The sequence below is a fragment of the Anaerostipes hadrus ATCC 29173 = JCM 17467 genome, from assembly GCF_030296915.1.
GTDB lineage: Bacteria > Bacillota > Clostridia > Lachnospirales > Lachnospiraceae > Anaerostipes > Anaerostipes hadrus.
This window is the reverse complement of the sequence record NZ_AP028031.1, coordinates 267,532-292,988: the sequence shown is the minus strand read 5'-3', so window position 1 is coordinate 292,988 and position 25,457 is coordinate 267,532. Positions and strand designations below refer to the sequence as shown.

At 39.2% G+C, this 25,457-nt stretch carries 22 protein-coding genes, 1 tRNA gene and 1 other annotated feature; of the genes, 5 read left to right on the top strand and 18 right to left on the bottom strand.

What is annotated here, in order from left to right:
• Positions 1–13: 13 nt before the first annotated feature.
• The 14 genes from greA to QUE18_RS01300 all read right to left on the bottom strand — a co-directional run bounded on the left by greA (position 14) and on the right by QUE18_RS01300 (position 14,384).
• Positions 14–493 (bottom strand): transcription elongation factor GreA, encoded by a 480-nt coding sequence (gene greA / locus QUE18_RS01365; protein ID WP_008393842.1) that lies wholly within the window; start codon positions 491–493, stop codon positions 14–16.
• A 69-nt stretch (positions 494–562) separates the two neighbouring features.
• Positions 563–1,561 (bottom strand): tRNA dihydrouridine synthase DusB, encoded by a 999-nt coding sequence (gene dusB, locus QUE18_RS01360; RefSeq protein ID WP_009202763.1) that lies wholly within the window; start codon positions 1,559–1,561, stop codon positions 563–565.
• Positions 1,548–2,312, bottom strand: coding sequence for a type III pantothenate kinase (locus QUE18_RS01355; protein ID WP_008393840.1), 765 nt, complete (start codon positions 2,310–2,312; stop codon positions 1,548–1,550). The genes dusB and QUE18_RS01355 overlap by 14 nt, the downstream gene beginning before the upstream one ends.
• A 3-nt stretch (positions 2,313–2,315) precedes the next feature.
• On the bottom strand, positions 2,316–2,648 hold the full coding sequence (locus QUE18_RS01350; protein ID WP_008393839.1) for a DUF6145 family protein: 333 nt from the start codon (positions 2,646–2,648) through the stop codon (positions 2,316–2,318).
• 45 nt (positions 2,649–2,693) lie between these two features.
• Positions 2,694–3,674, bottom strand: coding sequence for a biotin--[acetyl-CoA-carboxylase] ligase (locus QUE18_RS01345; protein WP_009202764.1), 981 nt, complete (start codon positions 3,672–3,674; stop codon positions 2,694–2,696).
• A gap of 15 nt (positions 3,675–3,689) precedes the next feature.
• On the bottom strand, positions 3,690–4,643 hold the full coding sequence (gene argF, locus QUE18_RS01340; RefSeq protein WP_015530642.1) for an ornithine carbamoyltransferase: 954 nt from the start codon (positions 4,641–4,643) through the stop codon (positions 3,690–3,692).
• Positions 4,644–4,755: 112 nt separating this feature from the next.
• Entirely contained in the window at positions 4,756–5,406 is a 651-nt protein-coding gene (locus QUE18_RS01335) for an SGNH/GDSL hydrolase family protein (RefSeq protein WP_008393833.1), read from the bottom strand.
• Between the two features lie 104 nt (positions 5,407–5,510).
• Positions 5,511–6,491, bottom strand: coding sequence for an SPFH domain-containing protein (locus tag QUE18_RS01330; RefSeq protein ID WP_008393832.1), 981 nt, complete (start codon positions 6,489–6,491; stop codon positions 5,511–5,513).
• Positions 6,492–6,498: 7 nt separating this feature from the next.
• Positions 6,499–6,930: an NfeD family protein gene (locus tag QUE18_RS01325; protein ID WP_009202766.1), complete on the bottom strand. Its 432-nt coding sequence runs from the start codon at positions 6,928–6,930 to the stop codon at positions 6,499–6,501.
• Entirely contained in the window at positions 6,931–7,704 is a 774-nt protein-coding gene (locus QUE18_RS01320; protein WP_040343666.1) for a TrmH family RNA methyltransferase, read from the bottom strand.
• A gap of 22 nt (positions 7,705–7,726) precedes the next feature.
• A complete protein-coding gene (locus tag QUE18_RS01315) occupies positions 7,727–8,374 on the bottom strand; it encodes a potassium channel family protein (protein WP_008393829.1) in 648 nt (215 codons plus the stop codon).
• 53 nt (positions 8,375–8,427) lie between these two features.
• The gene (locus QUE18_RS01310; protein WP_009202768.1) at positions 8,428–9,780 is read right to left on the bottom strand and encodes a TrkH family potassium uptake protein; all 1,353 of its coding nucleotides are present in this window, start codon (positions 9,778–9,780) and stop codon (positions 8,428–8,430) included.
• A 71-nt stretch (positions 9,781–9,851) separates the two neighbouring features.
• Positions 9,852–10,841, bottom strand: a complete 990-nt coding sequence (gene pfkA / locus QUE18_RS01305; protein ID WP_009265852.1) for a 6-phosphofructokinase — start codon at positions 10,839–10,841, stop codon at positions 9,852–9,854.
• An 87-nt stretch (positions 10,842–10,928) separates the two neighbouring features.
• On the bottom strand, positions 10,929–14,384 hold the full coding sequence (locus QUE18_RS01300) for a DNA polymerase III subunit alpha (protein ID WP_008393826.1): 3,456 nt from the start codon (positions 14,382–14,384) through the stop codon (positions 10,929–10,931).
• Between the two features lie 161 nt (positions 14,385–14,545).
• On the opposite strand from QUE18_RS01300, the gene QUE18_RS01295 reads away from it, so the two are divergent.
• Entirely contained in the window at positions 14,546–15,904 is a 1,359-nt protein-coding gene (locus tag QUE18_RS01295; RefSeq protein ID WP_009202769.1) for a UDP-N-acetylmuramoyl-tripeptide--D-alanyl-D-alanine ligase, read from the top strand.
• A gap of 73 nt (positions 15,905–15,977) precedes the next feature.
• Positions 15,978–16,219 (top strand) — a binding site (T-box leader).
• Positions 16,220–16,329: 110 nt separating this feature from the next.
• Entirely contained in the window at positions 16,330–18,033 is a 1,704-nt protein-coding gene (locus QUE18_RS01290; RefSeq protein ID WP_008393823.1) for a carbon starvation CstA family protein, read from the top strand.
• A 370-nt stretch (positions 18,034–18,403) separates the two neighbouring features.
• Here the strand turns inward: QUE18_RS01290 and QUE18_RS01285 are convergent, their stop codons facing one another.
• Positions 18,404–19,771: a sodium-dependent transporter gene (locus tag QUE18_RS01285; RefSeq protein WP_009202770.1), complete on the bottom strand. Its 1,368-nt coding sequence runs from the start codon at positions 19,769–19,771 to the stop codon at positions 18,404–18,406.
• Positions 19,772–20,012: 241 nt separating this feature from the next.
• Here QUE18_RS01285 and QUE18_RS01280 point away from each other — a divergent pair, with 241 nt between their 5' ends.
• The 3 genes from QUE18_RS01280 (at position 20,013) to QUE18_RS01270 (ending at position 24,120) form a co-directional block, all read left to right on the top strand.
• Positions 20,013–20,720 (top strand): hypothetical protein, encoded by a 708-nt coding sequence (locus QUE18_RS01280; RefSeq protein ID WP_009202771.1) that lies wholly within the window; start codon positions 20,013–20,015, stop codon positions 20,718–20,720.
• Between the two features lie 154 nt (positions 20,721–20,874).
• Positions 20,875–22,458 carry a glucose-6-phosphate isomerase gene (locus QUE18_RS01275; RefSeq protein ID WP_040343681.1) on the top strand — a complete coding sequence of 528 codons (1,584 nt, stop codon included), beginning with the start codon at positions 20,875–20,877 and terminating at the stop codon, positions 22,456–22,458.
• A 162-nt stretch (positions 22,459–22,620) separates the two neighbouring features.
• Positions 22,621–24,120 (top strand): M15 family metallopeptidase, encoded by a 1,500-nt coding sequence (locus QUE18_RS01270; RefSeq protein ID WP_242852681.1) that lies wholly within the window; start codon positions 22,621–22,623, stop codon positions 24,118–24,120.
• Positions 24,121–24,168: 48 nt separating this feature from the next.
• Here the strand turns inward: QUE18_RS01270 and QUE18_RS01265 are convergent.
• The 3 genes from QUE18_RS01265 to whiA form a co-directional block, all read right to left on the bottom strand.
• A tRNA-Thr gene (locus QUE18_RS01265) sits at positions 24,169–24,241 on the bottom strand.
• 26 nt (positions 24,242–24,267) lie between these two features.
• Entirely contained in the window at positions 24,268–24,531 is a 264-nt protein-coding gene (locus QUE18_RS01260) for an HPr family phosphocarrier protein (RefSeq protein ID WP_009202774.1), read from the bottom strand.
• A complete protein-coding gene (whiA, locus tag QUE18_RS01255; RefSeq protein WP_009202775.1) occupies positions 24,528–25,454 on the bottom strand; it encodes a DNA-binding protein WhiA in 927 nt (308 codons plus the stop codon). The genes QUE18_RS01260 and whiA overlap by 4 nt, the downstream gene beginning before the upstream one ends.
• Between the last annotated feature and the right edge of the window lie 3 nt (positions 25,455–25,457).

Sequence of the window (25,457 nt, the reverse complement as noted above, 5' to 3'; positions counted from 1 at the left end):
TTCTTACTTCCTCTTACTTTCTCTGTACATCAATGACTCTGAAGTCGTTTACCTGATTGATTCCTTCTACGGATACGACATCTCCGATTTTCTTTCCAAGTAAAGCTCTACCGATCGGTGCTTCATTGGAAATCTTGTTCTGAAGGATATCTGCTTCTGTAGAACCTACGATATGGTATGTTACTTCTTTTCCAAGAGTGATGTCTTCTAATAATACGTGACATCCAAGGCTGATGACACCTTTTTCAAACTTCTCATCGATAACAACGGCGTTCTTTAAGATCTTTTCGATCTCTTCGATACGTGCTTCCATGTCACGCTGTTCATCTTTGGCTGCATCATATTCCGCGTTCTCTGATAAGTCACCCTGTTCTCTTGCTTCTTTGATCTTCTGTGCGATCTCTTTACGTCTTACGACTTTTAATTCTTGTAATTCATCTTCTAATGCTTTTAAACCGTCTGGGGTTAATATATTCTTCTTTGCCTCTGCCATAACACTATTCCTTTCGTTCTAAATGTTAACTGATTAATTATATCTTACCTAAGTTTCTTTTGTCAATTCCTAATCCCTGCCATTCGTGGCTTTGAGATAATTTTGCAGTAATTCTTCTAAGTCTTCGTATGTCTCTGTATGATTTACCTTCTCGCGAAGTTTTGCTGCCCCTGGAAAACCGAATGTATACCATGCGACATGTTTCCGCATCTCACGGACTCCGATGTATTCTCCTTTAAAATCGATCATCATCTGTCCATGTCTCAACATCATGGTGACAACTTCTTCTAAGGATGGTCTTGGCATTTCTTCTCCTGTCTCAAAGAAATGTAAGATCTCTTTGAAGATCCATGGATTCCCTTTGGCTCTTCTTCCGATCATAAATCCGTCACATCCTGTCTCTTCCTGCATTCGTAGTACATCTTTTGCACATGTGATATCACCATTTCCAATTACCGGAATATCAACAGCTTCTTTTACCTTGCGAATGATCGACCAGTCTGCTGTTCCTGAATAGTACTGTTCTCTTGTTCTTCCATGAACTGCGATCGCTGCTGCTCCATTCTCCTGTGCAACCTGTGCCATCTCTGGTGCATTGATCAATTCATCGTTAAATCCCTTTCGGATCTTAACTGTAACCGGGATATCCACAGCATCTACAACTGCTTTGATCACTTTCCCTGCTAATTCCGGATTCTTCATCAATGCGGATCCATCACCGTTATTCACGATCTTTGGAACCGGACATCCCATGTTGATATCGATCATCTGAAACCGCCCATCGTTGACTTTCTCTGCCATCTGACCCATGATCTCTGGATCGGATCCAAAAATCTGGATCGCTACTGGAATTTCCTTCGGATCTGTTGCCATCAATGGCTCAGATTTACGGTTCCCATAATATAATCCTTTGGCACTTACCATCTCAGTGCACATCATTCCAGCACCCTGTTCTTTACATAACAAACGATATGGTAGATCTGTAACTCCTGCCATCGGTGCAAGTGCTAACGGGTGTTCAATTGTAATATCTCCAATAACCAGAGGTTTTAATTTATTGCTTCTCATAAATGATCTGTAATCCCTTCAATGTTAATGTTGGATCGTAATAGTCGATCTCATCAACCGTCTGTGCGATCATATTTCCAAGGCCTCCGGTTGCGATAACTTTCATGTTATCAAAGCCTGTCTCTTCTTTCATCTTCTGTACCATATATTTTGTCTCACCAACAACTCCATAGTACAAACCTGCCTGCATACTGTCAATCGTGCTGTTTGCAAGGATCGTCTTTGGTTTTAAGATTTCAATCTCTGGCAGACGTGCTGCATCTCTATATAGTACATTTGCTGAAGTGCGAATTCCCGGTGCGATCACACCTGCTAAGAATACGCCATTCTCTGTGACAATATCGTATGTTGTTGCAGTTCCATAGTCAATGACGAGTGCTGGTCCGCCATATATTTCATATCCTGCAACCAGATCCACGATCCTGTCTGCTCCAACTTCTCTTGGATTAAATCTTCCAAGATTAATCCCTGTCTTGATCCCAGGTCCTACAATGATCGGTTTTACATCAAAATATTTGATCAAACCACTACTCAGTGAATGCATGATATTTGGCACAACGGATCCTATGATCGCTGCCTTCACTTCACCTTCATCCAATCCTTTTTCCTTTAATAGGCTTGAAATCAGAATTCCAAATTCATCGGATGTTCTTGGTAACTTTGTTGTAATTCGAAATACCTCTATAATCTCTTTTCTTTTGAATACGCCGATCGTTATATTGGTATTCCCAACATCGAGTGCTAATAACATAATTTATACCTCATCTTCTCCCAAAAGGAATATTTTATAATATAGTTCCAAGGACTCCCAGAAATCCTGTTTTTCCTGTCTTAGTTTCTTGATCATCAGTTCACTTCCGATCTCATCGTAAAAGAAATCATTATCTTCCACATGAGTAACAAAATTTAATTTGCCTTCTTCATCGAACTCTAATGTCAAGACTCCGCCGACTTCTGCTGTAAATAGTACACATGCAATCTGCAGTTCCTGTTTGATCTGTTCTGGTAATCCAGAAAAATCAGGGTTTAAGTAATATTTCTTCTCATATGCATTGGAACCGCATAATGTAACTTTATCCTGATACATGTTTTTGTATTTCTCCTTGTTTCTTGTATATATTCTCGGAATCTCTTATACGTATCCCAAGATACCTCTTACTGATACCTCTCCGGATGAAACTTCTGATACCTTTCCATCTTCATCCTCTACCAGTAATTCTCCACGATGATTGATGCCTCTTGATAAGAATATCTCTTCTTTGGAACCTCTGACAACCTTGATCTTCTGGTCTGTATGTACCAGAAGTTTATTGTATTCATCTTGCAACATGCTAAGATCTTCTGTCTTCAAAAACATATCGTAATATTTCTCAAAACATTCTAACACTTTCGCTGCCAATGGAGCTCTCTTGATCTTTCTTCCTCCCTCGATCTGGAGTGAAGTTGCCTTATCACTTAAATCTTCTGGAAAATGATCGATATTTACATTGATACCAAGTCCCACTACAATGTAATTGATCTCATCCATCTGAAGGCTCATCTCTGTTAGGATTCCACAGATCTTCTTTCCATTCACAATGATATCGTTTGGCCATTTGATCTTTGCCCGAATTCCTGTTGTCTCACAGATTGCTTCATTTACCGCTAATGCAGTAACTAACGTAAGCATAGAAGAATTCTGAGCTTCGATCTGAGGTTTTAGAAGAAAGCTCATCGCGATCCCTGCTCCAGCTTCTGCCAACCAGCTTCGTCCTCTTCTTCCTTTTCCCATCGTCTGTTCTTCTGTGATCGCAACGGTTCCGTGACCGGCACCTGCCTCTGCCAGACGGCGGATCTCAAGATTTGTAGAATCCATTGTCTCATAACAATAAAGATCTTTTCCAAGCCATTTGGTATGAAGGCAGGATGCTACTTCTTCTTTTGTCAAAAGATCTGGTTCCATCATAAGTTTATAGCCTTTATTTGTCACAGAATCAATCTCGTAACCTTCTGCTCTTAATGCTTTGATATGCTTCCAGACAGCAGTCCTTGAAACTCCCAACCGCTCACAAAGCTGCTGTCCTGATATATAATCATCTGCATTCTTTAATTCCTTGAGAATCTTACTTTTCATTGAATATCCTATCTCCTAATATTCTCCTAAAGTCGCTACCATAACAGCTTTGATCGTGTGCATACGATTTTCTGCTTCATCAAAAATCACATCTGCATAATGTTCAAAAACATCTTCTGTGATCTCATGTCCTTTAACTGCTGGCAGGCAATGCATAACAACTGTAGTATCTTTTCCTGTCATCTCTAACATTTCTTTATTTACCTGATATGGTCTTAATAAAGCAATTCTTTCTGCTGCCTTGTCTTCTTCACCCATAGATGCCCATACGTCTGTGTAAATGCAGTCTGCACCTTCCACAGCTTCTTTCACATCTTCTGTAAAACGGATCTTAGCTCCAGATTCTTTCGCATACTCTTCGCACTGTTTTACCAGTTCTTCATTTGGCCATAAACTCTTTGGTGCTAAGCATGTGAAATTCAATCCCATCTTACTGCATCCAATCATTAAAGAGTTGCTCATGTTATTTCTTCCGTCTCCAGCGAATACAAAGTTTAATCCTTTGATCTCTCCAAACTGTTCTCTTAATGTTAAGAAGTCCGCTAAGATCTGTGTTGGATGGTAATCATCTGTTAAACCATTCCATACTGGAACTCCACTGTATTTTGCTAATTTCTCTACGTTCTCATGTAAGAATCCACGAAATTCTATCCCGTCAAACATTCTTCCAAGAACTCTTGCTGTATCTTCTACAGATTCTTTGTGTCCTAACTGAATATCATCTTTTCCTAGATATTCTGGGTGTGCACCCTCATCAACACATCCGATCGTAAATGAACATCTTGTTCTTGTACTTGGTTTTTCAAATAAAAGAGCAATATTTTTCCCTTTTAGACTGTTTCCTGTGATCCCTTTTTTCTTATCTGCTTTTAATTTCGCTGCTAAATCTAAAAAATAACCAATTTCTTCTGGTGTAAAGTCTTTTAATGTTAAGAAACTTCTTCCCTTTAAGCTTGTCTTTGCGTCCATCTTTTGTTCCTCCATTTTGTTGTGTCTTGGATGTCTCTGCCCTTTGATCCCTGTCAGACATCATATAGTTGTTATTATATAGGAATGCATCTTTGAAAACAACCCGAAACCCTTATATTTCAAGGATTTCCTTGCATTTTTTCGCAACCATTTCACCTAATTTCCTATGACTTTCTCTTGTCAGGTGGCAGGCATCGATTTCGGAAGCTTTTGCATATTTTGCTGCATCCAGAAATTCAATGTTATGAAACTTTGCCCAGTCTTCATAAATCGGTGCCAATCTCTTGGAATAACTGATCCCTCTTTCAAATCCCATCTCTTCTCCACTTGGAATCTCTGTCAGATCATCCCCAAGATGCGGTGGTGCCATTAAAAGGATCTTTGCGGATCGTCCATCTTGTCTCTTCTGTGGAGTGATCGATTTGATCATCTTGATCAGACGGTCGATCCCTTTTCCGATATCTGTTGGTGTTGCCTGAAAACGGATCTTAAGGTCATTCGTTCCAAGCATTAACACTACCAGATCGATCGGTCCGTGGCTGTGTAAACATGGATCTAAATATGTTGCACCATTTCTTCCTGGTCTTAACTCATCTTCAAAACTTGTTGTTCTGCCGTTTAATCCTTCCGGAATCACGATCGCAGAATCTTTCAGTTCCTTTTGCAAAATGGTTGTCCATCGTTCTTCATATTCATAACGGAATCCATTTTCCGGATTATAGCCATAAGTATTAGAATCTCCATAACAAACGATTGTCTTCATCTTTTATCTCCCATCAATATCAAACATGGCAAAAGCCGGAACACCTCTTCAGTGCTCCGGCATACCGCCAAGGGTTGTCATATTTTCATAAACATTTTCTGATCTTACTGTTCTTTTACAGTGTCTTGTACCTGCTCTTCGATCAGATCTGCAATATTCTTCTCATCGTCTTTGGCAACTTCTGTAATTGATTTTACAAGACCTGCCATCCCCTGAATCTCAGATGGGATAATGATCTTTGTAGCTTTTCCGTCAGCTGCTTTAGCAAATGCTTCTAAGCTCTTTAACTGGATGACTGCATCGTCAGCTTTGGCTGCCTTGATTGATTCAATACCCTGTGCATTCGCTTTCTGAATCGCACGGATTGCTTCTGCCTGACCTTCTGCTTCACGGATCGTTGCTTCTTTCTTCGCTTCCGCACGAAGGATTGCTGCTTCCTTATCTCCCTCTGCCTGAAGGACCATAGATTCTTTCTGTCCTTCTGCACGTAAGATCGCGGACTTCTTCTCACCTTCTGCGATCAGAATCGCTTCTCTTCGTTCACGTTCTGCTTTCATCTGTTTCTCCATGGCATCCTGAATGGCTGCTGGTGGAATGATGTTCTTAAGTTCCACACGGTTTACTTTGATTCCCCATGGATCTGTCGCAACGTCAAGTGTTGCTCTCATCTGTGTATTGATCGTCTCTCTGGAAGTTAATGTCTCATCTAATTCCAGATCACCGATGACATTTCGAAGTGTTGTAGCTGTCAGATTCTCGATTGCCATGATCGGGTTCTCTACACCGTAACTGTATAATTTTGGATCAGTGATCTGAAAATATACAACTGTATCGATCTGCATCGTAACGTTATCTTTTGTGATAACTGGCTGTGGTGGAAAATCCACAACCTGCTCTTTTAAGTTGACTTTTCTTGCAACACGATCAATAAATGGGACTTTGACATGAAGTCCTACAGACCATGTTCCCTGATAAGCACCCAGTCGTTCTACAACATAAGCATGTGCCTGCGGCACGATACGCACTGTGGATGAAATGATCATCGCAAGCAATGCGATAACAATAATAAATAAAATAATCGACATAATCATCTTATACCTCTCTTTCTACGATCAGTTTCACGCCTCGGATTTCTTTTACGATCACTTCGCTGCCTTCTGGAATGATCTCTCCAGCCTCAAAGCTTCTCGCAGTCCAATCCTGGCCATTTAACTGAACCAACCCTTTGCTTTCCATGTTATTGATCGTTTCTTTGACAAGTGCTGTCTGTCCGATCAATGCATCGGTATTCGTTTTTTGCACCTTGCTGTTTAAATATCGTTTGGCAACTGGTCTTGTCAGTGCAAACAACAGACATGTTACCACGATAAATATCAACATCTGTACCCAAAATGGAACACCAAATAGTGCTGCGATCGCTGCAGCAACGGCTCCACCTGCAAACCAGATACTTGTAAGTCCAAGTGTCATGATCTCAACAAGTAAAAATACCGCGGATGCGATCAGCCAATAAACTGCATACATTTAATCCACCCCCTGTCTCTGGCGTCTTGCCTCATAAACTAAAAGACCTGATGCCATGGCTGCATTTAATGATTCTACCTTACCACACATTGGAATCTTGATCTTCTTCTGTGCTTTGTCTGTCAACTTATCTGTCAGACCATTTCCCTCATTGCCAATGAAAAATGCGGTTCCTTTTTGATAATCTTCCTTCGTATAGTCTGTTCCATTGAGATGTGCTGCATACGTGATGATATTCTTTTGTTTCATCGTTTCTGCAACTTCTAAAAGATCATCGACATAGACAAATGGCACACGAAATATTGATCCCATCGTGGAGCGCGTAACCTTTGGATTATAAATATCTACTGTATCATGACTCATGATAACACCATTGATCCCTGCACCCTCTCCTGTTCGAAGGATCGTCCCGAGATTCCCCGGATCCTGAAGATTCTCAAGCACCAGAAATAATGGTTTTTCCTGTTCTAGAAGATCTTCTAAAGAATATTTCATCATCTTCACCAGTGCAAGAACTCCCTGTGGTGTCATCGTATCGGAAATCTCTTTCATAACTTGAGGTGATACCAATTCCACATCCATATGTTCAAAAATCACTCTATGTTCGTTATAAAAATCTTCAGATGCATAGACTTTATATAAATATTCTTCTGGGATCTCTGTAAACATACGAATTCCCTCTACAAGAAATAATTCTTGTTTTCTTCTTTCTCTTGCACTCTTCTTTAATTTGATGATCTGTTTGATCTGCTTATTCTGAGTGGTTGTGATCATATTCTTATCCACCTCCGATCTATTATTTTCTTAATTTGACCAGATCTTCTTTCTTACCGATCAGCACAAGATTTTCCTCATCTTTGATCGGTTTCGTTGGATCTGGAGCCCCGTCAACACCACCTTCTCCTTCGATCGCGATGACGTTAACGTTATATTTTCCACGGAAATTAATGTCTACTAATGATTTGTTGATCCATTCTTTTCTTGCTGGTACTTTAACGATACTTGTGTCTGCAGAAAGATCAAACAGATCTGTCATACTTCCTCCAAGCAGATTGTTTGCGATCCTTGCTCCCATCTCTTCTTCTGGATAAACGATCTCATCGGCTCCAACACGTTTTAATATCTCTCCTTTTAAAGTTCCGTCTGCCTTCGCAAGAACATATGGCACACCGATCTCTTTGACGATCATCAATGCCATAACACCGGAATCTAAATGCTCTGCAGTTGCGATCACAACTGCATCCATTCCTTCCAATCCGATGTTGTTCATCATTTCCTTATCAGATATATCCACACAGACTGCACAAGTTACTTTATCTGCGATATCTCTTACAAGATCCTCATCTTTATCAACTGCCAGTACTTCTGCTCCACCTTTGGCAAGTGACCTTGCGATACTGCTTCCAAACTTTCCAAGTCCTAAAACTGCAACTGACTTCTTCATTCTTCTCCGTTACCTCCGTTGCGATATCATGTTATAATATGAATCTATTTCACTTATAAGATCAGATCCTGTTCCGGATACATGACCATCTTTTTCTTATTCTTCTGTGAAAAACCGATCGCCATAGAAATCGGTCCGACACGCCCTAAATACATGGTAATGATGATAATCACTTTCCCTGCGATTGTCAAATTCGGTGTCAATCCTTTGGTTAAACCAACTGTCGCGAGTGCTGATACACATTCATAGCATGAATCCATAAAAGTCCCATGATCAAATACCAACAGCAATAACACAGATGTCATCAGCACGATCAAGTTGATCACAATGATTGCAAGCGCTTTAGCCAACAGATTCTGTGGAACTCTTCGTTTAAATAACGTAATTGATTCTTCTTGTTTTGCCACAGAGAGCACACAAAATACAAGAATTGCGAATGTCACTGTCTTGACACCGCCTGCAGTACCAGTTGGTGATCCTCCGATGATCATCAGAAACATAGAAACCAGCGAAGATGCATCCGTCAATGCGCCCTGTGCTACCGTCTCAAACCCTGCGGTACGTGTCGTCACAGACTGAAACAGTGATGCCTGTATCTTCTGTGGCAATGACAGACTCTCCATAGTTGCTGGATTATGATATTCAAACAGAAAGATCAATATTGTACCAAACAAGATCAAAAATGACGTAATGGATAACACGATCTTGGTCTGAAGTCTCCATTGTTGTATCATCCTTTTTACAGGAACTTTATCTTTTACGATCTTTTTGAATCCCTGCCAAAGATCTTTCCATACAACAAATCCAAGACCTCCCAGGATGATCAGCCCCATTGTCGTAAAATTCATAACTGGATTCGTTACATAGCTTCGCAGACTGTCGTCTCTTACAATATCCATTCCTGCATTACAAAATGCCGAGATTGAATTAAAGATTGCTGCCCATACTCCATATCCAATGCCAAATTCCGGCACATACTGAGTCGCATAAAGAACTGCTCCAATTCCTTCTATGATCCCTGTCCCGATCAGAATCTTCTTAACTAATGGAACTAAACCTGTCATTGTATTAAGACCCATAGACTCCTGAATCAACATTCTATTTCCAAGAGTGATCCTCTTTCGAAGCATAAAAAACATTCCTGTTGTGATCGTAATGACACCAAGTCCTCCGATCTGTACAAGCAATATGATCACTGCCTGCCCAAATATACTCCAATGTGTCATTGTTGTCTCAACGATCAAACCCGTCACACACACAGATGTTGTTGCTGTAAATAATGCATCAATATAAGGCGTTGCCTGCCCGCTTTGTGTTGCGATCGGCAGTGCAAGCAGTATCGATCCTGCAAATATTGTAATTAAAAATCCAAGCAATATGACCTGTACCGGTCGTAACTCTTTCATAAAATAATGCTCCTATATAGAGAAATAGAGGAATCCTAGATAAACAGGATTCCTCTAAGATCATGTTTTATTTATTTTCCTAATAAATGTGCGATCTGAAGCTGATATTCATCGATATCTTTTGTCATTGCGAGTCCTTCGTCAATGTCCATATCCATGAATCTTCCGTTCTGGTATCCAACAACACGGTTTGTCTTTCCTGCACATAATAAGTCAACTGCGTAAGCACCCATCATAGAAGCGTATACACGGTCTTTTGCTGTTGGGCTTCCACCACGCTGCATATGTCCAAGGATCGTAGCACGTGTTTCAATACCTGTTGCAGATTCGATTCTCTTCGCCATACTATAAGAATGTCCAACACCTTCGGCATTGATTACCATATGATGTGTCTTACCTTTTGCTCTGTTACGAAGTAAATGTTCGATGATCTGCTGTTCTACCTTAGGAAGGTTTCCATCAAAGCTTTCTGGGATCAAGATATCTTCTGCTCCTGTTGCCATACCACACCATAATGCGATATATCCAGCTCCACGTCCCATAACCTCTACGATACTACATCTTTCATGAGATGTTGATGTATCACGGATCTTGTCGATCGCTTCCATCGCTGTGTTAACAGCTGTATCGAATCCGATCGTATATTCTGTACATGCGATATCTAAGTCGATCGTTCCTGGAACAGCGATCGTGTTGATTCCAAGCGCTGCTAACTTCTTAGCTCCCTGGAAAGAACCGTCTCCACCAATAACTACCAGTCCGTCGATTCCATGTGCTTTACAGATCTCAGCACCACGTTTCTGACCTTCTTCTGTCTTAAATTCTTCACATCTGGCTGTGAAAAGGATTGTACCTCCACGGAAGATCGTATCGGCTGTTTCTGTTGGTGTTAAATCGATGATGTCTTCGTTTAACAGTCCATTGTAACCTTTACGGATTCCCTTGACTTTTAATCCTCTTTCTTTACCAATTCTGGCTACGGCACGCACTGCTGCGTTCATAGCAGGTGCATCTCCACCACTTGTTAAAACTCCAATTGTTTTAATGTTTGGTTTTCCCATTTGCAATATCCTCCAATTATTAATCCATACAATTCTTAACTTGGCTTTTATTCTAATCCATTTAAAGAAATTTTTCAATAGTCTTTGTTATATTCCTAACGATCTAACCCGAATATTTTCTTTTCCATATCGTTTTTCGAGATCAAATAATAAATTCTCGTCACCAGAAACCATATAATCTCTCCCTAGACGGTTCACAGCACGTTCTGTTTTGCAATAGATCACCACTGGATTTTTACCGGGATAGGAAGTTAAAATACCTTTTAATGCATCCTCTTCTTTAAAAAATGCTTCTTTATCCGCAAATTGTACCCATAATTCCTGTCTGCTATCCTCAAAACTGATGATCTGATTACATATGACTTTGCTTTCTTCTTCAGAAATCTGTGTTGTTCCTTTGATAAATACTTTGGCATCTTCTCTTAAAAGAGACTGATATGTCGCATACTGTCTTGGAAATACGACAACTTCCACGGTTCCTCTTAAGTCTTCCAGTGTGATAAATGCCATATTCTGATTCTTCTTCGTAAGTTTCACACTCATCTCACTGATCAAACCGCCAATGATACAGCTTTCCCGATCGTGAATCTTTGTCTTTCCTGTTTCTTCATCGATCACAAAATCAGAAGTATGTGCTGTTACACTTCGTTCAAGGCGTTCTATATCATCCTCTAAAGGATGTCCACTGACGTAGATCCCAAGCACTTCCTTTTCCATGGCAAGTTTCTGCTCTTTCTCATATTCCCCAACATCTGGATAGGAAATCTGAAAAGACTGCTGGTCTTCTTCTCCAAGAAGGTCCATCAGACTCATCTGTCCTGCGATCTCATTTTTCCGTTCTTTCTGGATACTGTCGATCACACTGGCGTAGACGATCATCTGCTGCTTTCTTGTTACATGAAAACAATCTAAAGCTCCCGATTTGATCAGATTTTCTACAGTTCGTTTATTGATCTCTTTGCTTGATAATCGTTCCACGAGATCTTTAAAATCTCTGTATGGTCCATTTAAATTTCGTTCTCTTATGATCGCTTCAATGACTGGCCGTCCCAGACTCTTGATCGCAGTCAGTCCATAGCGGATATTTCCATGGTCTACAGAGAACGCACCCTCTCCATAGTTAATATCTGGTGGCAAAATCTTAATTCCTAACTTCTTGCAGGCATAACTGTATTCTGAAATCTTGTTTGTATTTCCAAGAACAGAGGTTAACAAGGCTGCCATAAATTCTACTGGATAATGGCATCTTAAATAGGCTGTACGATAGGCAACTACTGCATATGCTGCCGCATGAGATTTGTTAAATGCATATTTTGCAAAGTCTAACATCTCATCCCAGATCTGGTTCGCTGTCTTTTCATCAATACCGTTATTGATACATCCTGGAATTCCTTCTTCTTCATTTCCATAAACGAAATTCTGTCGTTCTTTGATCATGACATCGCCTTTTTTCTTGGACATCGCACGACGTACAAGGTCACTTCGTCCAAGCGTATATCCGGCTAGTTTCATAACGATCTGCATAACCTGTTCCTGATAAACGATACATCCATAGGTTGGCTCCAGAATCTCTTCCATCTGTTCACATTCATAATGTATGCTTTCCTGATGATTCTTTCCCTCAATGTATCGTGGAATAAAGTCCATTGGTCCCGGTCGATACAAAGAAATTCCAGCAATGATATCTTCCATATTCTGTGGTTTTAGTTCTTTCATAAATGACTTCATTCCTGAACTTTCCAACTGAAACACACCTTCTGTATGACCATTTCCAATCATCTCATAAACTTCTTTGTCTGTCGGATCAATTTTCGTGATATCAAAATCCGGCACTTTTCTTCGCACCATTTTCTCTGCATCCTGAATGACTGTTAATGTACGAAGTCCCAAAAAGTCCATCTTCAACAGACCAAGTTCTTCAATCGTTGTCATCGTAAACTGAGTAACAGCTGCGTTATCTGCACCTGTTGCTAATGGCACATATTCATCAATCGCTGTCTTACCGATCACGACCCCAGCTGCATGCATGGAGGCATGTCTTGGAAGTCCTTCTAGTCTCTTCGACATATCGATCAGATAATGTGTTTCTTCGTCCTGCTCATAAGCATTTCTCAAGTCCTTGCTGATCTTTAATGCTTTATCGATCGTAATATTTAATTCATTTGGAACCATCTTTGATATTCCATCTACTTTTGCATATGGAATATCCAAAACTCTTCCGACATCACGGATCACAGCCCTTGCAGCCATAGTTCCAAAAGTGATGATCTGTACCACTTGATCTTTCCCGTATTTTCTTACAACATAATCAATGACTTCCTGTCTTCTCTCATAACAGAAATCCACGTCGATATCGGGCATGGATACACGTTCTGGATTTAAGAAACGTTCAAACAGCAGTTGATACCGGATCGGATCGATATCTGTGATCTCCAAACAGTAAGAAACGATACTTCCGGCTGCGGAACCACGACCAGGTCCCACTGCGATCCCATGTTCTTTTGCATAATGAATGAAATCCCATACGATCAGAAAATAATCAACATATCCCATATTTTCAATAGTTTTCAATTCATAATCCAGCCGCTCTCTTAATTCTTTTGTAATATTCGGATAACGACGTTTTAAGCCTTCTTCGCATAAATGGTTCAGATACGTAACTGCAGTGTATCCTTCTGGCACATCATATTCTGGCACTTTCTGTTCTCCAAATACGATTTCAACATTACAACGTTTGGCAATCTTGCCTGTATTCTCGATCGCTTCTCTTGCATATGGGAACAATCTCTGCATTTCTTCCGGAGATTTTAAATAATACTGACCTCCTTCATAACGCATACGGTCTTCATCCTGCACTTTCTTCCCCGTCTGGATACAAAGCAGGATATCGTGTGCCTCGGCATCTTCTTTAAATGTATAATGAATATCATTTGTAGCAACCAGATCAATTCCTGTCTCTTTTGACATCTTAAGCAGTGCCGTATTTACTTTTGTCTGGTCTGGAATTCCGTGATCTTGCAATTCCAGGAAGAAATTGTCTTTTCCAAAAAGATCCTGTAATCTCAACGCCGTATTCTTTGCTTTTTCGTAGTTATTTTCACGGATATAAGTTGCAACTTCCCCAGCAAGACATGCACTTAATGCGATCAGACCTTCCTTGTATTCTTCCAGAACTTCATAATCTACTCGTGGCTTGTAATAAAATCCTTCGGTAAACCCCCTGGAAACGATCTTCATCAAGTTATGGTAACCCGTGTCATTTTGGGCAAGAAGTACCAGGTGATAGTATCTTTTATCTCCCTGACTGGCTTCTTTATCGAATCTCGAACCAGTTGTTACATAAATCTCGCATCCAATGATCGGTTTGATCCCTTCTGCTTTCGCTGCCCTGTAAAAATCGATCACTCCGTACATCGCTCCATGATCGGTGATCGCAATGCTGTCCATGCCAAGCTCTTTTGCCTGATGAACTAGCTCCTTGATCTTGCTGGAACCATCCAGCAGACTGTATTCTGTATGGACATGTAAATGTGTAAAACTCATGAACCCTCTTTTCTAATATGTTTTTTGTATTTTCTGGCTATCATTTTATCATACAACTTCATTTTATGCTATAATCTGTAGATAACAGCATAAATTTTTTAAACCGTTATCATCAATCACACCTATGCTGAAATCTAACAGTGAAAGAAACGAGGTTTTCTATGGAGAATATAACAATTCAAGACATTTTAGAAGCAACAGACGGAACACTTTTATGTGGTGATCCTTCCATGAAGATTGACCACTTAAGTACGAATTCTATGGAGATCGGTCCTAACACTTTATTTGTACCGATCATCGGAGAACGTGTTGATGCCCATATTTTTATTCCTAATGCATTAAAAGAAGGCGGTGCCTGCTTAACACAAGAACATACAGAAGCTTCAGGAAATGCTCCATACATCAAAGTTCCTGATACTTTGACAGCCATGCAGCAGATTGCTGCCTATTACAGAAATAAAATGTCTCTTCCGATCATCGGCGTTACTGGAAGTGTTGGTAAAACAACAACCCGCGAGATGATCGCACATGTTTTAAAGGGCAAATACAAAGTATTTGAAACAATTGGAAATCAAAACAGTCAGGTTGGTGTTCCATTAACATTAGATCATCTGACATCCGAAGATGAGATCGGTGTTCTTGAGATGGGAATGAGTGAAAAGGGACAGATCACAACTCTTGGTAATATCATCCATCCAAACGTTGGTGTTGTCACAAATGTTGGTGTTTCACACATTGAGATGATGGGTTCCCGAGACAATATCTGTATCGAAAAATTAGATATCCAGAATGGTCTGCCTGAAGATGGTGTCCTATTCTTAAATGGAGATAATGATATGATCCGTAAACATATCGATTATGTCAAAAAACCATATGAATTTTACGGTTTCGCAGATGATTGTACTTACCGTGCAGAAAAAATCCGTGAAAAAGGTGGACAGACTTTATTTGAATTCCACTATGGTGATATGAAAGAACCTATCACTTTAAATGTACTTGGAAAGCATAATGTATCCAATGCATTAGCCGCCATTGCGATCGGACTCCGCTATGATGTTCCAATGAGTGCGATCAAGGCACAGTTATCCACATTTTCTGGTCAGCGACAGAATATTATCCACGTTAACGACTATATTCTGATCGATGATGCGTATAATGCAAGCCCAGATTCCATGAAAGCAAGTTTAAGTATTTTATCTGAATTTAAGACACGTGGAAGAAAGATCGCTGTCTTATCTGACATGTTAGAACTTGGACCAGATTCACCGGAATACCACAAAGAAGTGGGACGTTTTATCGCTACAACAAAAGTGACAGATCTCTTTATCACTGGTGAACTTTCCAGACATTATATTGAGGAAGCATGGAAGGAAAATCCTTCTCTTCATACCCGTGCATTTTCTTCTAACGGAGAACTGATCGCTTTCCTTGAAACTTACTTAAAGAAGAACGATGTCGTACTGATCAAAGGCTCTAACGGTATGAATCTTAAGGAAGTAAGCAAAGCCTTAATGGCTTGATTGTATCAAAAATAGAACATTATTTTCTCTTGACATTCTTTTTTTACAGGACTATTATGAATGCAACGAAATACAGAATGCAATGAGCAGGACACATTGATATTTGAATTCTTTTTCAGAGAGTTGTCGGTTGCTGTGAGGCAATAAAGAACTTATGTCCATATCCCCTGCGAGCAGTCAGCTGAACATGATGATTCATTAGTAAGTGCGACCGGAATCCTTCCGTTATCAAGGAGCACATTAAATGATGTGACTAAGGGATTACGATTTGAGTAATAAAAAGAAGTGGTACCGCGGAGAATATTCGTCTTCTGAAATGCTGAGCAGGCATTTCAGGAGATTTTTTTTACTCATTTTTATTGTATCCTGTGTTTTGAATACATTTTATTTTATGATAGAGTTTATTTTAAGAGGAGTGATTAAGAATGAATAGCTTAACAATCGTAGCAATCGCAATCGTCGTATTAGTTGCTGGTTATGCCCTTTACGGACGCTGGTTAGCTAAGACATGGGGAATCGATCCTAAAGCGAAAACCCCAGCTTACACACACGAAGATGGTGAAGATTACATCCCGACACCAAAAGCCGTTGTATTTTCCCATCAATTTTCATCCATCGCAGGTGCAGGTCCTGTTACCGGACCGATCATCGCCGCAATGTTTGGATGGCTGCCAGTTCTTCTCTGGCTGTTGATCGGTGGTATCTTCTTCGGAGCCGTTCAGGATTTTACAGCTCTTTACGCTTCTGTAAAGAACGAAGGAAAATCCATGGGTGTCCTGATCGAGAAATACATTGGTAAAACAGGAAGAAAATTATTTCTTCTGTTCTCCTGGTTATTTACTTTACTTGTAATCGCAGCTTTCACAGATATGGTTGCAGGAACATTTAACGGATTCACAGTAACTGGTGCTAAAAGTTCACCAAACGCTGCCGCTGCTTCTATCTCCATGTTATTTATCTTAGGAGCTGTTGTTTTCGGATTATTCACAAAATATGTAAAACCAAACCAGAAAGTAGAATTTGTTGCAGGACTTGTATTACTGCTCGTTATGTTAGCCGTTGGTATTGCCTTCCCATTATATTTTACAAAAAATACATGGATCGCAGTCGTTATGGTTTACTTATTCCTTGCATCTGTTATGCCAATGTGGCTAATGATGCAGCCTCGTGACTATTTAAGTACCTTCTTATTAGTCGGAATGATCATCGGTGCTGTTCTTGGTGTATTTGTTGCCCATCCAGCAATGAATTTACCAGCATTCAGCGGATTTAATGTTGGTGGAAAAAGCTTATTCCCTACATTATTTATCACGATCGCCTGTGGTGCTGTTTCAGGATTCCACAGTTTGGTATCTTCCGGAACATCATCTAAGACAGTCAGCAATGAAAAAGACATGCTTTGTGTTGGATATGGATCTATGATGGTAGAATCTTTATTAGGTGTTATCGCCTTAGTTGTTGTCGGTGCAGCAGCTGTCGGTGGTAAAATGCCTGAAGGAACACCATTCCAGATCTTCTCAGGAAATGTAGCTGGATTCTTAACATTACTTGGAATCCCTAAACATGTAGCTACTTGCTTTATGACAATGTGTGTTTCTGCACTTGCATTAACATCCCTTGACTCTGTAGCAAGAATCGGACGTATGTCATTCCAGGAATTATTCATGGGAGAAGCTGCTGATGGCTCTGATCTTACAGGGGTAAGAAAATTATTTACAAACAAATATTTCTCAACTGTTATCACATTATTCTTCGGATTCTTATTATGCTTAGGTGGATACAACAACATCTGGCCATTATTCGGAGCCGCAAACCAGTTATTAGCATCTTTGGTATTGATCGCATTATCTGTCTTCTTATTAACAACAGGAAGAAAAGGATGGATGTTATACGCACCTATGTGCATCATGTTAGTTGTAACATTTACAGCCCTTGTACAGGCCGTGATCGGAATCTTTACAAAGATCTTTGTAACAGGTGGATTCGTATTTATGATCGATGGATTACAGTTGATCGTCGCTTTACTTCTGATGGCACTTGGACTTATGGTTGCAGTTTCCTGCTTTAAGAAACTGTTCCAGAAAAGCCATGAAGGAGCAGATAATAGATCTACACATGCAACTGTGTAAATTTTTGTAGTGGTAAACAGATATTTATTATAAATACCAATAACGTTTAACCTACATCTATCACCTTAAGTTTTCCAATCTTGTAATTGTCCACACTTTAGACTTCAGGTATATGATAAAAAATAAATAAACGATCGGAAGAGCAGCATTAGAATTTTGCCACGTTTTTTGCGGATTCGCAGCCGGCTTGGTGCGTTGTTTGAGCCTCAAAGAGTTTCTGTTTTGAATACCCTTGAAGGCGAGTTACGCAAGGAAAGCCGGCGGATCAGCGATCTGTAAAAAACGTGAGGAAAATTCTCTAGCTGCTCTTCCGATCGTTTATTTATTTTTTATCATATACTCGAAATCTAAAGTTGGCCAACTCTACAAATTAAAACTTCTCTATGTACCCCTGCACAAGGATAAACAAAACGATCAATGGTAATATATAAGTAATGTAAATACGTGGCCATTTTGGGAATTTGATTCCTTTTCCTTCGTTGGCTTCTTTCATAAAGTTGTCCCATCCCCATCCGTATTTTGTAACGCAGAATAACAGATAGATCAGAGATCCTATTGGAAGAATATTGTTGCTTACGATGAAGTCCTCTAAATCCTGGATCGTTGTTCCTGCTCCTAGTGGCTGAATAAAACTCCATACGTTAAATCCTAGAGCACATGGTAAGGATAACACAATAATGAGTACTGCATTAAATACGATCGCTTTCTTAAGGCTCCATCCCCATAGGTCTTGTGCAAATGACAGGATGTTCTGAAATACTGCAATGATCGTTGATAGTGCCGCAAAGCTCATAAATAAGAAGAACATCGCTCCCCAGATCCTGCTTCCTGGCATTTCGTTAAATACATTTGGCAGTGTGATAAATACTAAGTTTGGTCCGCTTCCTGGGTTTACTCCGAATGCAAAACATGCTGGAAAGATCACCAGTCCTGCCATTAATGCTACTAACGTATCAAGAATTGCCACACTGATTGCTTCTCCTGTCAGTCTTCGACTCTTGTCAATGTAACTTCCAAAGATTGCGATCGCCCCTATTCCAAGACTTAGTGTAAAGAATGCCTGTCCCATTGCTGCGGATACGACCGTCATCACACCTTGTTTCTTCACTGCTGCAAAATCTGGGATCAGATAAAATTTTAATCCTGCAGAGGCTCCATCTAAAGTTACACTCCTTGCGATCAATACCAGAATTACGATAAACAAACATGACATCATAACTGTTGTGATCTTCTCTACTCCATTTTGAAGACCAAGAGAACATACTAAAAATCCCAATGCAATAACTACTAACATCCAGAAGATCTGTGCCTTTGGATCTGACAGCATTGTTCCAAAAGTATTTTCTACCTGTGCTGGATTTTTCCCAACAAAGTCTCCTTTTAACATCTTAAAAAAATAGCTGATCATCCATCCTGCTACTGTCGTGTAAAACATCATCAACAGATAATTTCCAGCCATGCCAACATAACTGTACCAATGCCATTTCGTTCCTTTTGGTTCTAACACCTGAAAGGATCTTGCAATACTCTTCTGGCTGGCTCTTCCGACTGCATATTCCATAACAAGGATTGGCAGCCCTAAAATGATCAGGAAGAACAGATAGATCAGTACAAATGCAGCTCCACCGTATTGTCCTGTGATAAATGGAAATCTCCACACATTTCCCAAGCCGATCGCACAACCAGCCGAGATCAAAAGAAATCCAATTCTAGATGAAAATTTTTCTCTATTTTCCAAATTACTTTCCTCTTTTCTATATATTTTGACTCACAAAAACTTATTGTACCATAGCTTAGCAATATTAGAAACCCAAAAAACAATTTCACAAAAGACTTCCTATTAAATTTGGTTTTATTACACAAAACGCTGAATCTTCGAATTTTGCTTGACTTGGATTGTATATTGTATTTATAATGTACCCAATTTAAGAAAATGAAGATTAATACTTACAATTACACGAAAGGAACCAAGAATATATATGATAAAAAATATCATGGGTGCTGCCGTCGCTGTTGCTCTCGCAGTTGGTATCGGTACAACCGGAGTAAGATCAAACACAACTTATAAAAAGCCAACACAGATCATAGCAGCTGCCAAAACAACAACTTTAACTGATTATCATTCCAATACAGAATTCACAAAATCCTCTGATGTGAAGAAGATCATTTCCACTTATGGTTTAAAAGATTCTGATAAGACAAGCAAGATCGTATACATTCCAGTCAATAATTATTCTGTGAACGATGCAGATGGTCAGAATAATGAAGTTTCCGTTGATACAAGACTTGCAAGCTATTCTGTAAAAAAAGAAGGATACAAAGATCAGGTTTCTTATGTAAGATCAATCACTGCTGATACTTCTTTAACTCAGTCAATCAAAGAATCTGCAGCAACAACTTATGATTTCTCAAATATTGCATCTGTATCTGGAAAAAATACGACATTAGAATCATGTTTAACATCTGCATATGGTTTTTCTGTCTCAAACAGATCAAATATGAATGAAACTTTTAAACTTTCCTCAGAAAACGGTGCTGATTTAAATATCTATGTTTTGAATCGTACTTATGACTATCAGCTTTGGGAAACTGATCTGTCTCATGATATTTCTTCTGACAGCTATCTTGGTAATGGAACCATAAAACGTCCAGTTGGTCTCATCATTACTGTTAGCAAAAATTCATAAAATGAGTTAATACTTAGTCCCATTTCAGATTGCATTTACAGCGTTTTTTTTGTATAATTATTCTATGATATTAGTGCGTGCAGATACCCATTTGTATCTGGATTTCCTTATATCTTTCATTTTATATTTATATGGACTTAAGGAGGATTTATTTATGGTAACATGGAACAATCTTGATACTTTAACATCTTATGCTAAACTCAAAGATCTTAAAGATCATGTAGACATCAAAGAAGCTATGACAGGTGAAAACGGTGCGAAACGTGTCGCTGAATATTCTGCACCTATGGCTTCTGGTTTAAGCTTTAACTACGCTGCAAAACAGGTAGATGATGAAGTTCTTGATGTATTAGCTGAATTAGCTGATGAACATCAGTTAGTTGACAAATTCGAAGAATTATACAACGGAGCGATCATCAACACAGGAGAACAGAGACTTGTTCTTCATCATTTAGCCCGCAGACAGCTTGGAAAAAACGTTATCGTTGATGGTGTCAACAAACGTGATTTCTACGTTGAACAGCAGAGAAAAGCAGCTGACTTTGCAAACAAAGTACATGCTGGTGAGATCACAAATGAAGCTGGTGAAACATTCACTACAGTTGTTCAGATCGGTATCGGTGGTAGTGATCTAGGACCTCGTGCTTTATATATCGCTCTTGAAAACTGGGCTAAGACAAACGGATGCGCTAAAATGGAAGCAAAATTCATCAGTAACGTAGACCCTGATGATGCAGCTGCTGTTTTAAATTCTATCGATGTTTCCCGTTCTTTATTTATCGTTGTATCTAAATCTGGAACAACATTAGAGACATTAACAAATGAAGCTTTCGTTAAAGATGCTTTAGTAAAAGCTGGATTAAATCCTTCTAAACATATGTTAACTGCAACAAGTGAGACTTCTCCTTTAGCTAAGAGTGATGATTATCTTGCTGCATTCTTCATGGATGACTTTATCGGTGGACGTTATTCTTCTGTATCTTCTGTAGGTGGAGTGATCCTTTCACTTGCATTTGGACCAGACGTCTTTGCAAGAATCCTTGATGGTATGGCTGAAGAAGACAAGCTTGCTACTAACAAAGACATCAAAGCAAACCCTGACTTATTAGATGCCCTGATCGGTGTTTATGAAAGAAATGTACAGGGATATCCTGAAACAGCTGTTTTACCATATTCTCAGGCATTAAGCCGTTTTCCAGCACATTTACAGCAGTGTGACATGGAATCTAATGGTAAATCTGTAAACCGTTTTGGTGAACCTGTAGATTATGTAACAGGACCTATCATCTTTGGAGAACCTGGTACAAATGGACAGCATTCTTTCTATCAGTTATTACATCAGGGAACTGACATCGTTCCTTTACAGTTCGTTGGATTCAAAGACAGCCAGCTTGCTACAGATGTTGTGATCGAAGGAAGCACAAGCCAGAAGAAGTTATGTGCTAACGTTGCAGCTCAGATCGTTGCTTTCGCATGTGGTAAAGATGATGAAAACAACAACAAGAAATTCGAAGGTGGACGTCCATCAAGTATCATCATCGGAGATCAGTTAACACCTGAATCACTTGGATCTCTGTTAGCTCATTTCGAGAACAAGATCATGTTCCAGGGATTCATCTGGAATGTAAACAGCTTTGACCAGGAAGGTGTTCAGCTTGGTAAAGTACTTGCAAAACGTGTACTTGCACATGAAACTGAAGGAGCACTGAAAGCTTATAGTGATTTATTTGAGATTTAGTTTCCTGGATCAGTAGATACTATTTACTGTATCGACACTTGTAAGCTAAAATAGAATATTAAAAACCACAGTATGCATTTTTCATTGATTTTTGCATTACTGTGGTTTTTTTATGTTATAATGAGACCGTATAGAATATATATGAAGAAAGGGGAATATAAATTGAAAAAACAAATTTTTAGGAATCTATGCAGATTTTTGGTATTTATTTTAATGTTTAGCTGTTTTTTTGTCTTTGGTAAGAAGGTTTCTGCCAATGAAAATCAAAATGCTGCACCAATTATTACTTATTATGGATTAAATGGTAATGATATAACCATACAATGGAAGGCACCTGATGGAGTTTCTTATTCTAAAGTAGATATTTATTCAGCAACTTCCCCAAACGGTTCTTATCGCTATGAAAATACCGTATCTGGCAATTCCTATACAAACACCTATGTTGCAAAAGGTGTTCCTTATTATTACAAATTAGAAGCTTCTTATGAAGATAATGAGGGATATAAAACTGTAACCACTTATGCAGGCAAATGTATTATTAATCCATTGCCAGCTCCTTCTTCTTTGGAAGCCAGCACTGGAAATTCACATAGTATTACTGTTAAATGGAAAGCATCCGATGATTGTGATGGTTATCAAATTTATCGAAGTGTTTCTCCTGATGGAAATTATGAGTTAGTCCAAACTGTATCTAATGAAAGTAGAAGTTCTTGGTGGTACGATGATGATGACGAATCTTTCCAAACATATACGCAGAAAAATCTTGAGCTAGGGAAAATATATTATTACAAGATCCGTCCATACACTACATATATTGATGAAACATTTTATGGGGATTTTTCTAATTATATTTCTTGTCAGGTTACGATCAATGGTACGAAAGTAAAAAGTGCTTCTTCCAAGAAAAAAAAGATCAATACGATCACATGGGCAAAAAATGATGAGGCTGATGGGTATATCGTATATTATTCCAAAAAGGAAGATGGAAATTACACAAAATTAAAGACTTTCACAAGTCGAAACAACTTATCTTATACTCATACGAAATTAACAAACGGAACTGCTTATTACTACAAAATTCAGGCATATAAGAACTTTAATGGCGGTAAACTGTATGGTCCAATGACGCCTTATCTAAAATACTGTGATTACTATTCTTATGCAGACGAATCTTATGAAAGTCGCTGCCGCCGTGCTTTTGGGAAGTCTTATTATGCTGACTATAAGAGTGCTAAGCAGGCAAAGAAACATATGAAAACGATTACAGTAAAAGTATGGGATAAGAAAGGTAAGAAAAAATATACAAGAAAATTCCGTATCACTGTAAACAAAGGGCTTGCACCTTCTATCAAAGAAATGTTTAAGGAAATCTACAAGAGCAAAGAACGTTTCCCTATCCATGAGATCGGGTGCTACAGCTGGCGTGGTAAGAATTCCAGTTCTGAACATTGTGAGGGATTAGCTTTTGATATTAACTCCAATGAAAACTATATGATCCAGGGTAAAAAGGTATTGGCTGGTTCCTTCTGGAAACCTAAGAAGAATCGTTATTCAATTCCTTTGAACTGTAAATTGGTTAAAATCCTCGAGAAATATGGTTTTCATCGTGGATTGTGGGGATCCCGCAGAGATTATATGCATTTTTCTTATTTTGGTGGTTAATACAAATCAAACAAAGGATCAGGCATTTGCCTGATCCTTTGTTATGTAAGCCGAAAACCGGACTTGAACCGGCGACCCCTTCATTACGAGTGAAGTGCTCTACCAACTGAGCTATTTCGGCATATATGAAAGCACAGATATGTGTATCTATGCTCCTTTTGTAAGATAATATTCAATCTTGCTGATTGCTTCTTCTTCATCGACTCCGTCAGCTACGACTGTTAAATCCTCTAAACGATCTAAGTCTAATCCAAGACTCATCATTCCCATCATACTCTTTACATTGACTTGCTTATTCCCTGTCTCGAATAAAATCTTGCTCTCAAACTGGCTCGCCATCTGTACAAGAAAAGCTATTGGTCTGTCTTCTTCTCTTAAGGCTACTTCCACTTTGACGTTCTTTGAAATCATTCCTGTCCTCCCAATCTTATCTCTTCCGCAATTCGGCCGATCTTCTTTAACCGGTGGTTCACACCAGACTTGCCTACTGGCGGTTCTAGCATATCTCCAAGTTCTTTCAGTGTAGCTTCCGGGTGTTCCAGACGTAATCTTGCAATATCCTGCAACCCTTGATCTAAAAAACGGAGGCCTTTGTGCTTATCAATATATTCAATGTCTTCCACCTGCTTGACTGCGGCTGAAACCGTCTTATTAATATTCGCTGTCTCGCAATTGACACGACGGTTTACTTTATTACGCATATCTTTCAGGATTCTTACATTCTCCAGCTCCATCAATGCGACGTGTGCTTCCATAATATTCAACACATCTACAATCTTTGATCCTTCTTTCATGTATACCACGTAGTACTTTTTACGCAAAACAATTTTAGCATCTAAATCAAAAAAATTCAAGACCTCTTTTAATTGTTCTGCTGTCTGTACATTAGTAGATACAACTTCAAAATGATAATTCTTCTCTGGATCACTCATGGAACCAGCTGCCTGAAAAGCCCCTCGAATATATGCCCGCTTACAACATGTGTTCTGTAAAACAAGTCCAAATTCTTTGGAATCTAAAAGTTTCACTGCTTTCAATATTAAAACACAATCCTTATGCTTGTCAACACTTATCGTATAATTTCGACTTCTTTTTAAAAATTCGTTTCGTCCAACATCAATCTTCGCATGAATATCAAACACATCTTTGATAAGTTTATAAAAACGTTTCGCAGCAGATACCGTCTCCGTCTGGATCTGAATCTCATAATGTTCTGGCTCTAGACTGATATTCCCTCCAAAACGTAAGAATCCTGCGATCTCCGCAATCTTACAGTGTCTGGCACCGGTTTCATTTCTTGATAATTCCTCTTTAATATTACTTGAAAATGACATTGC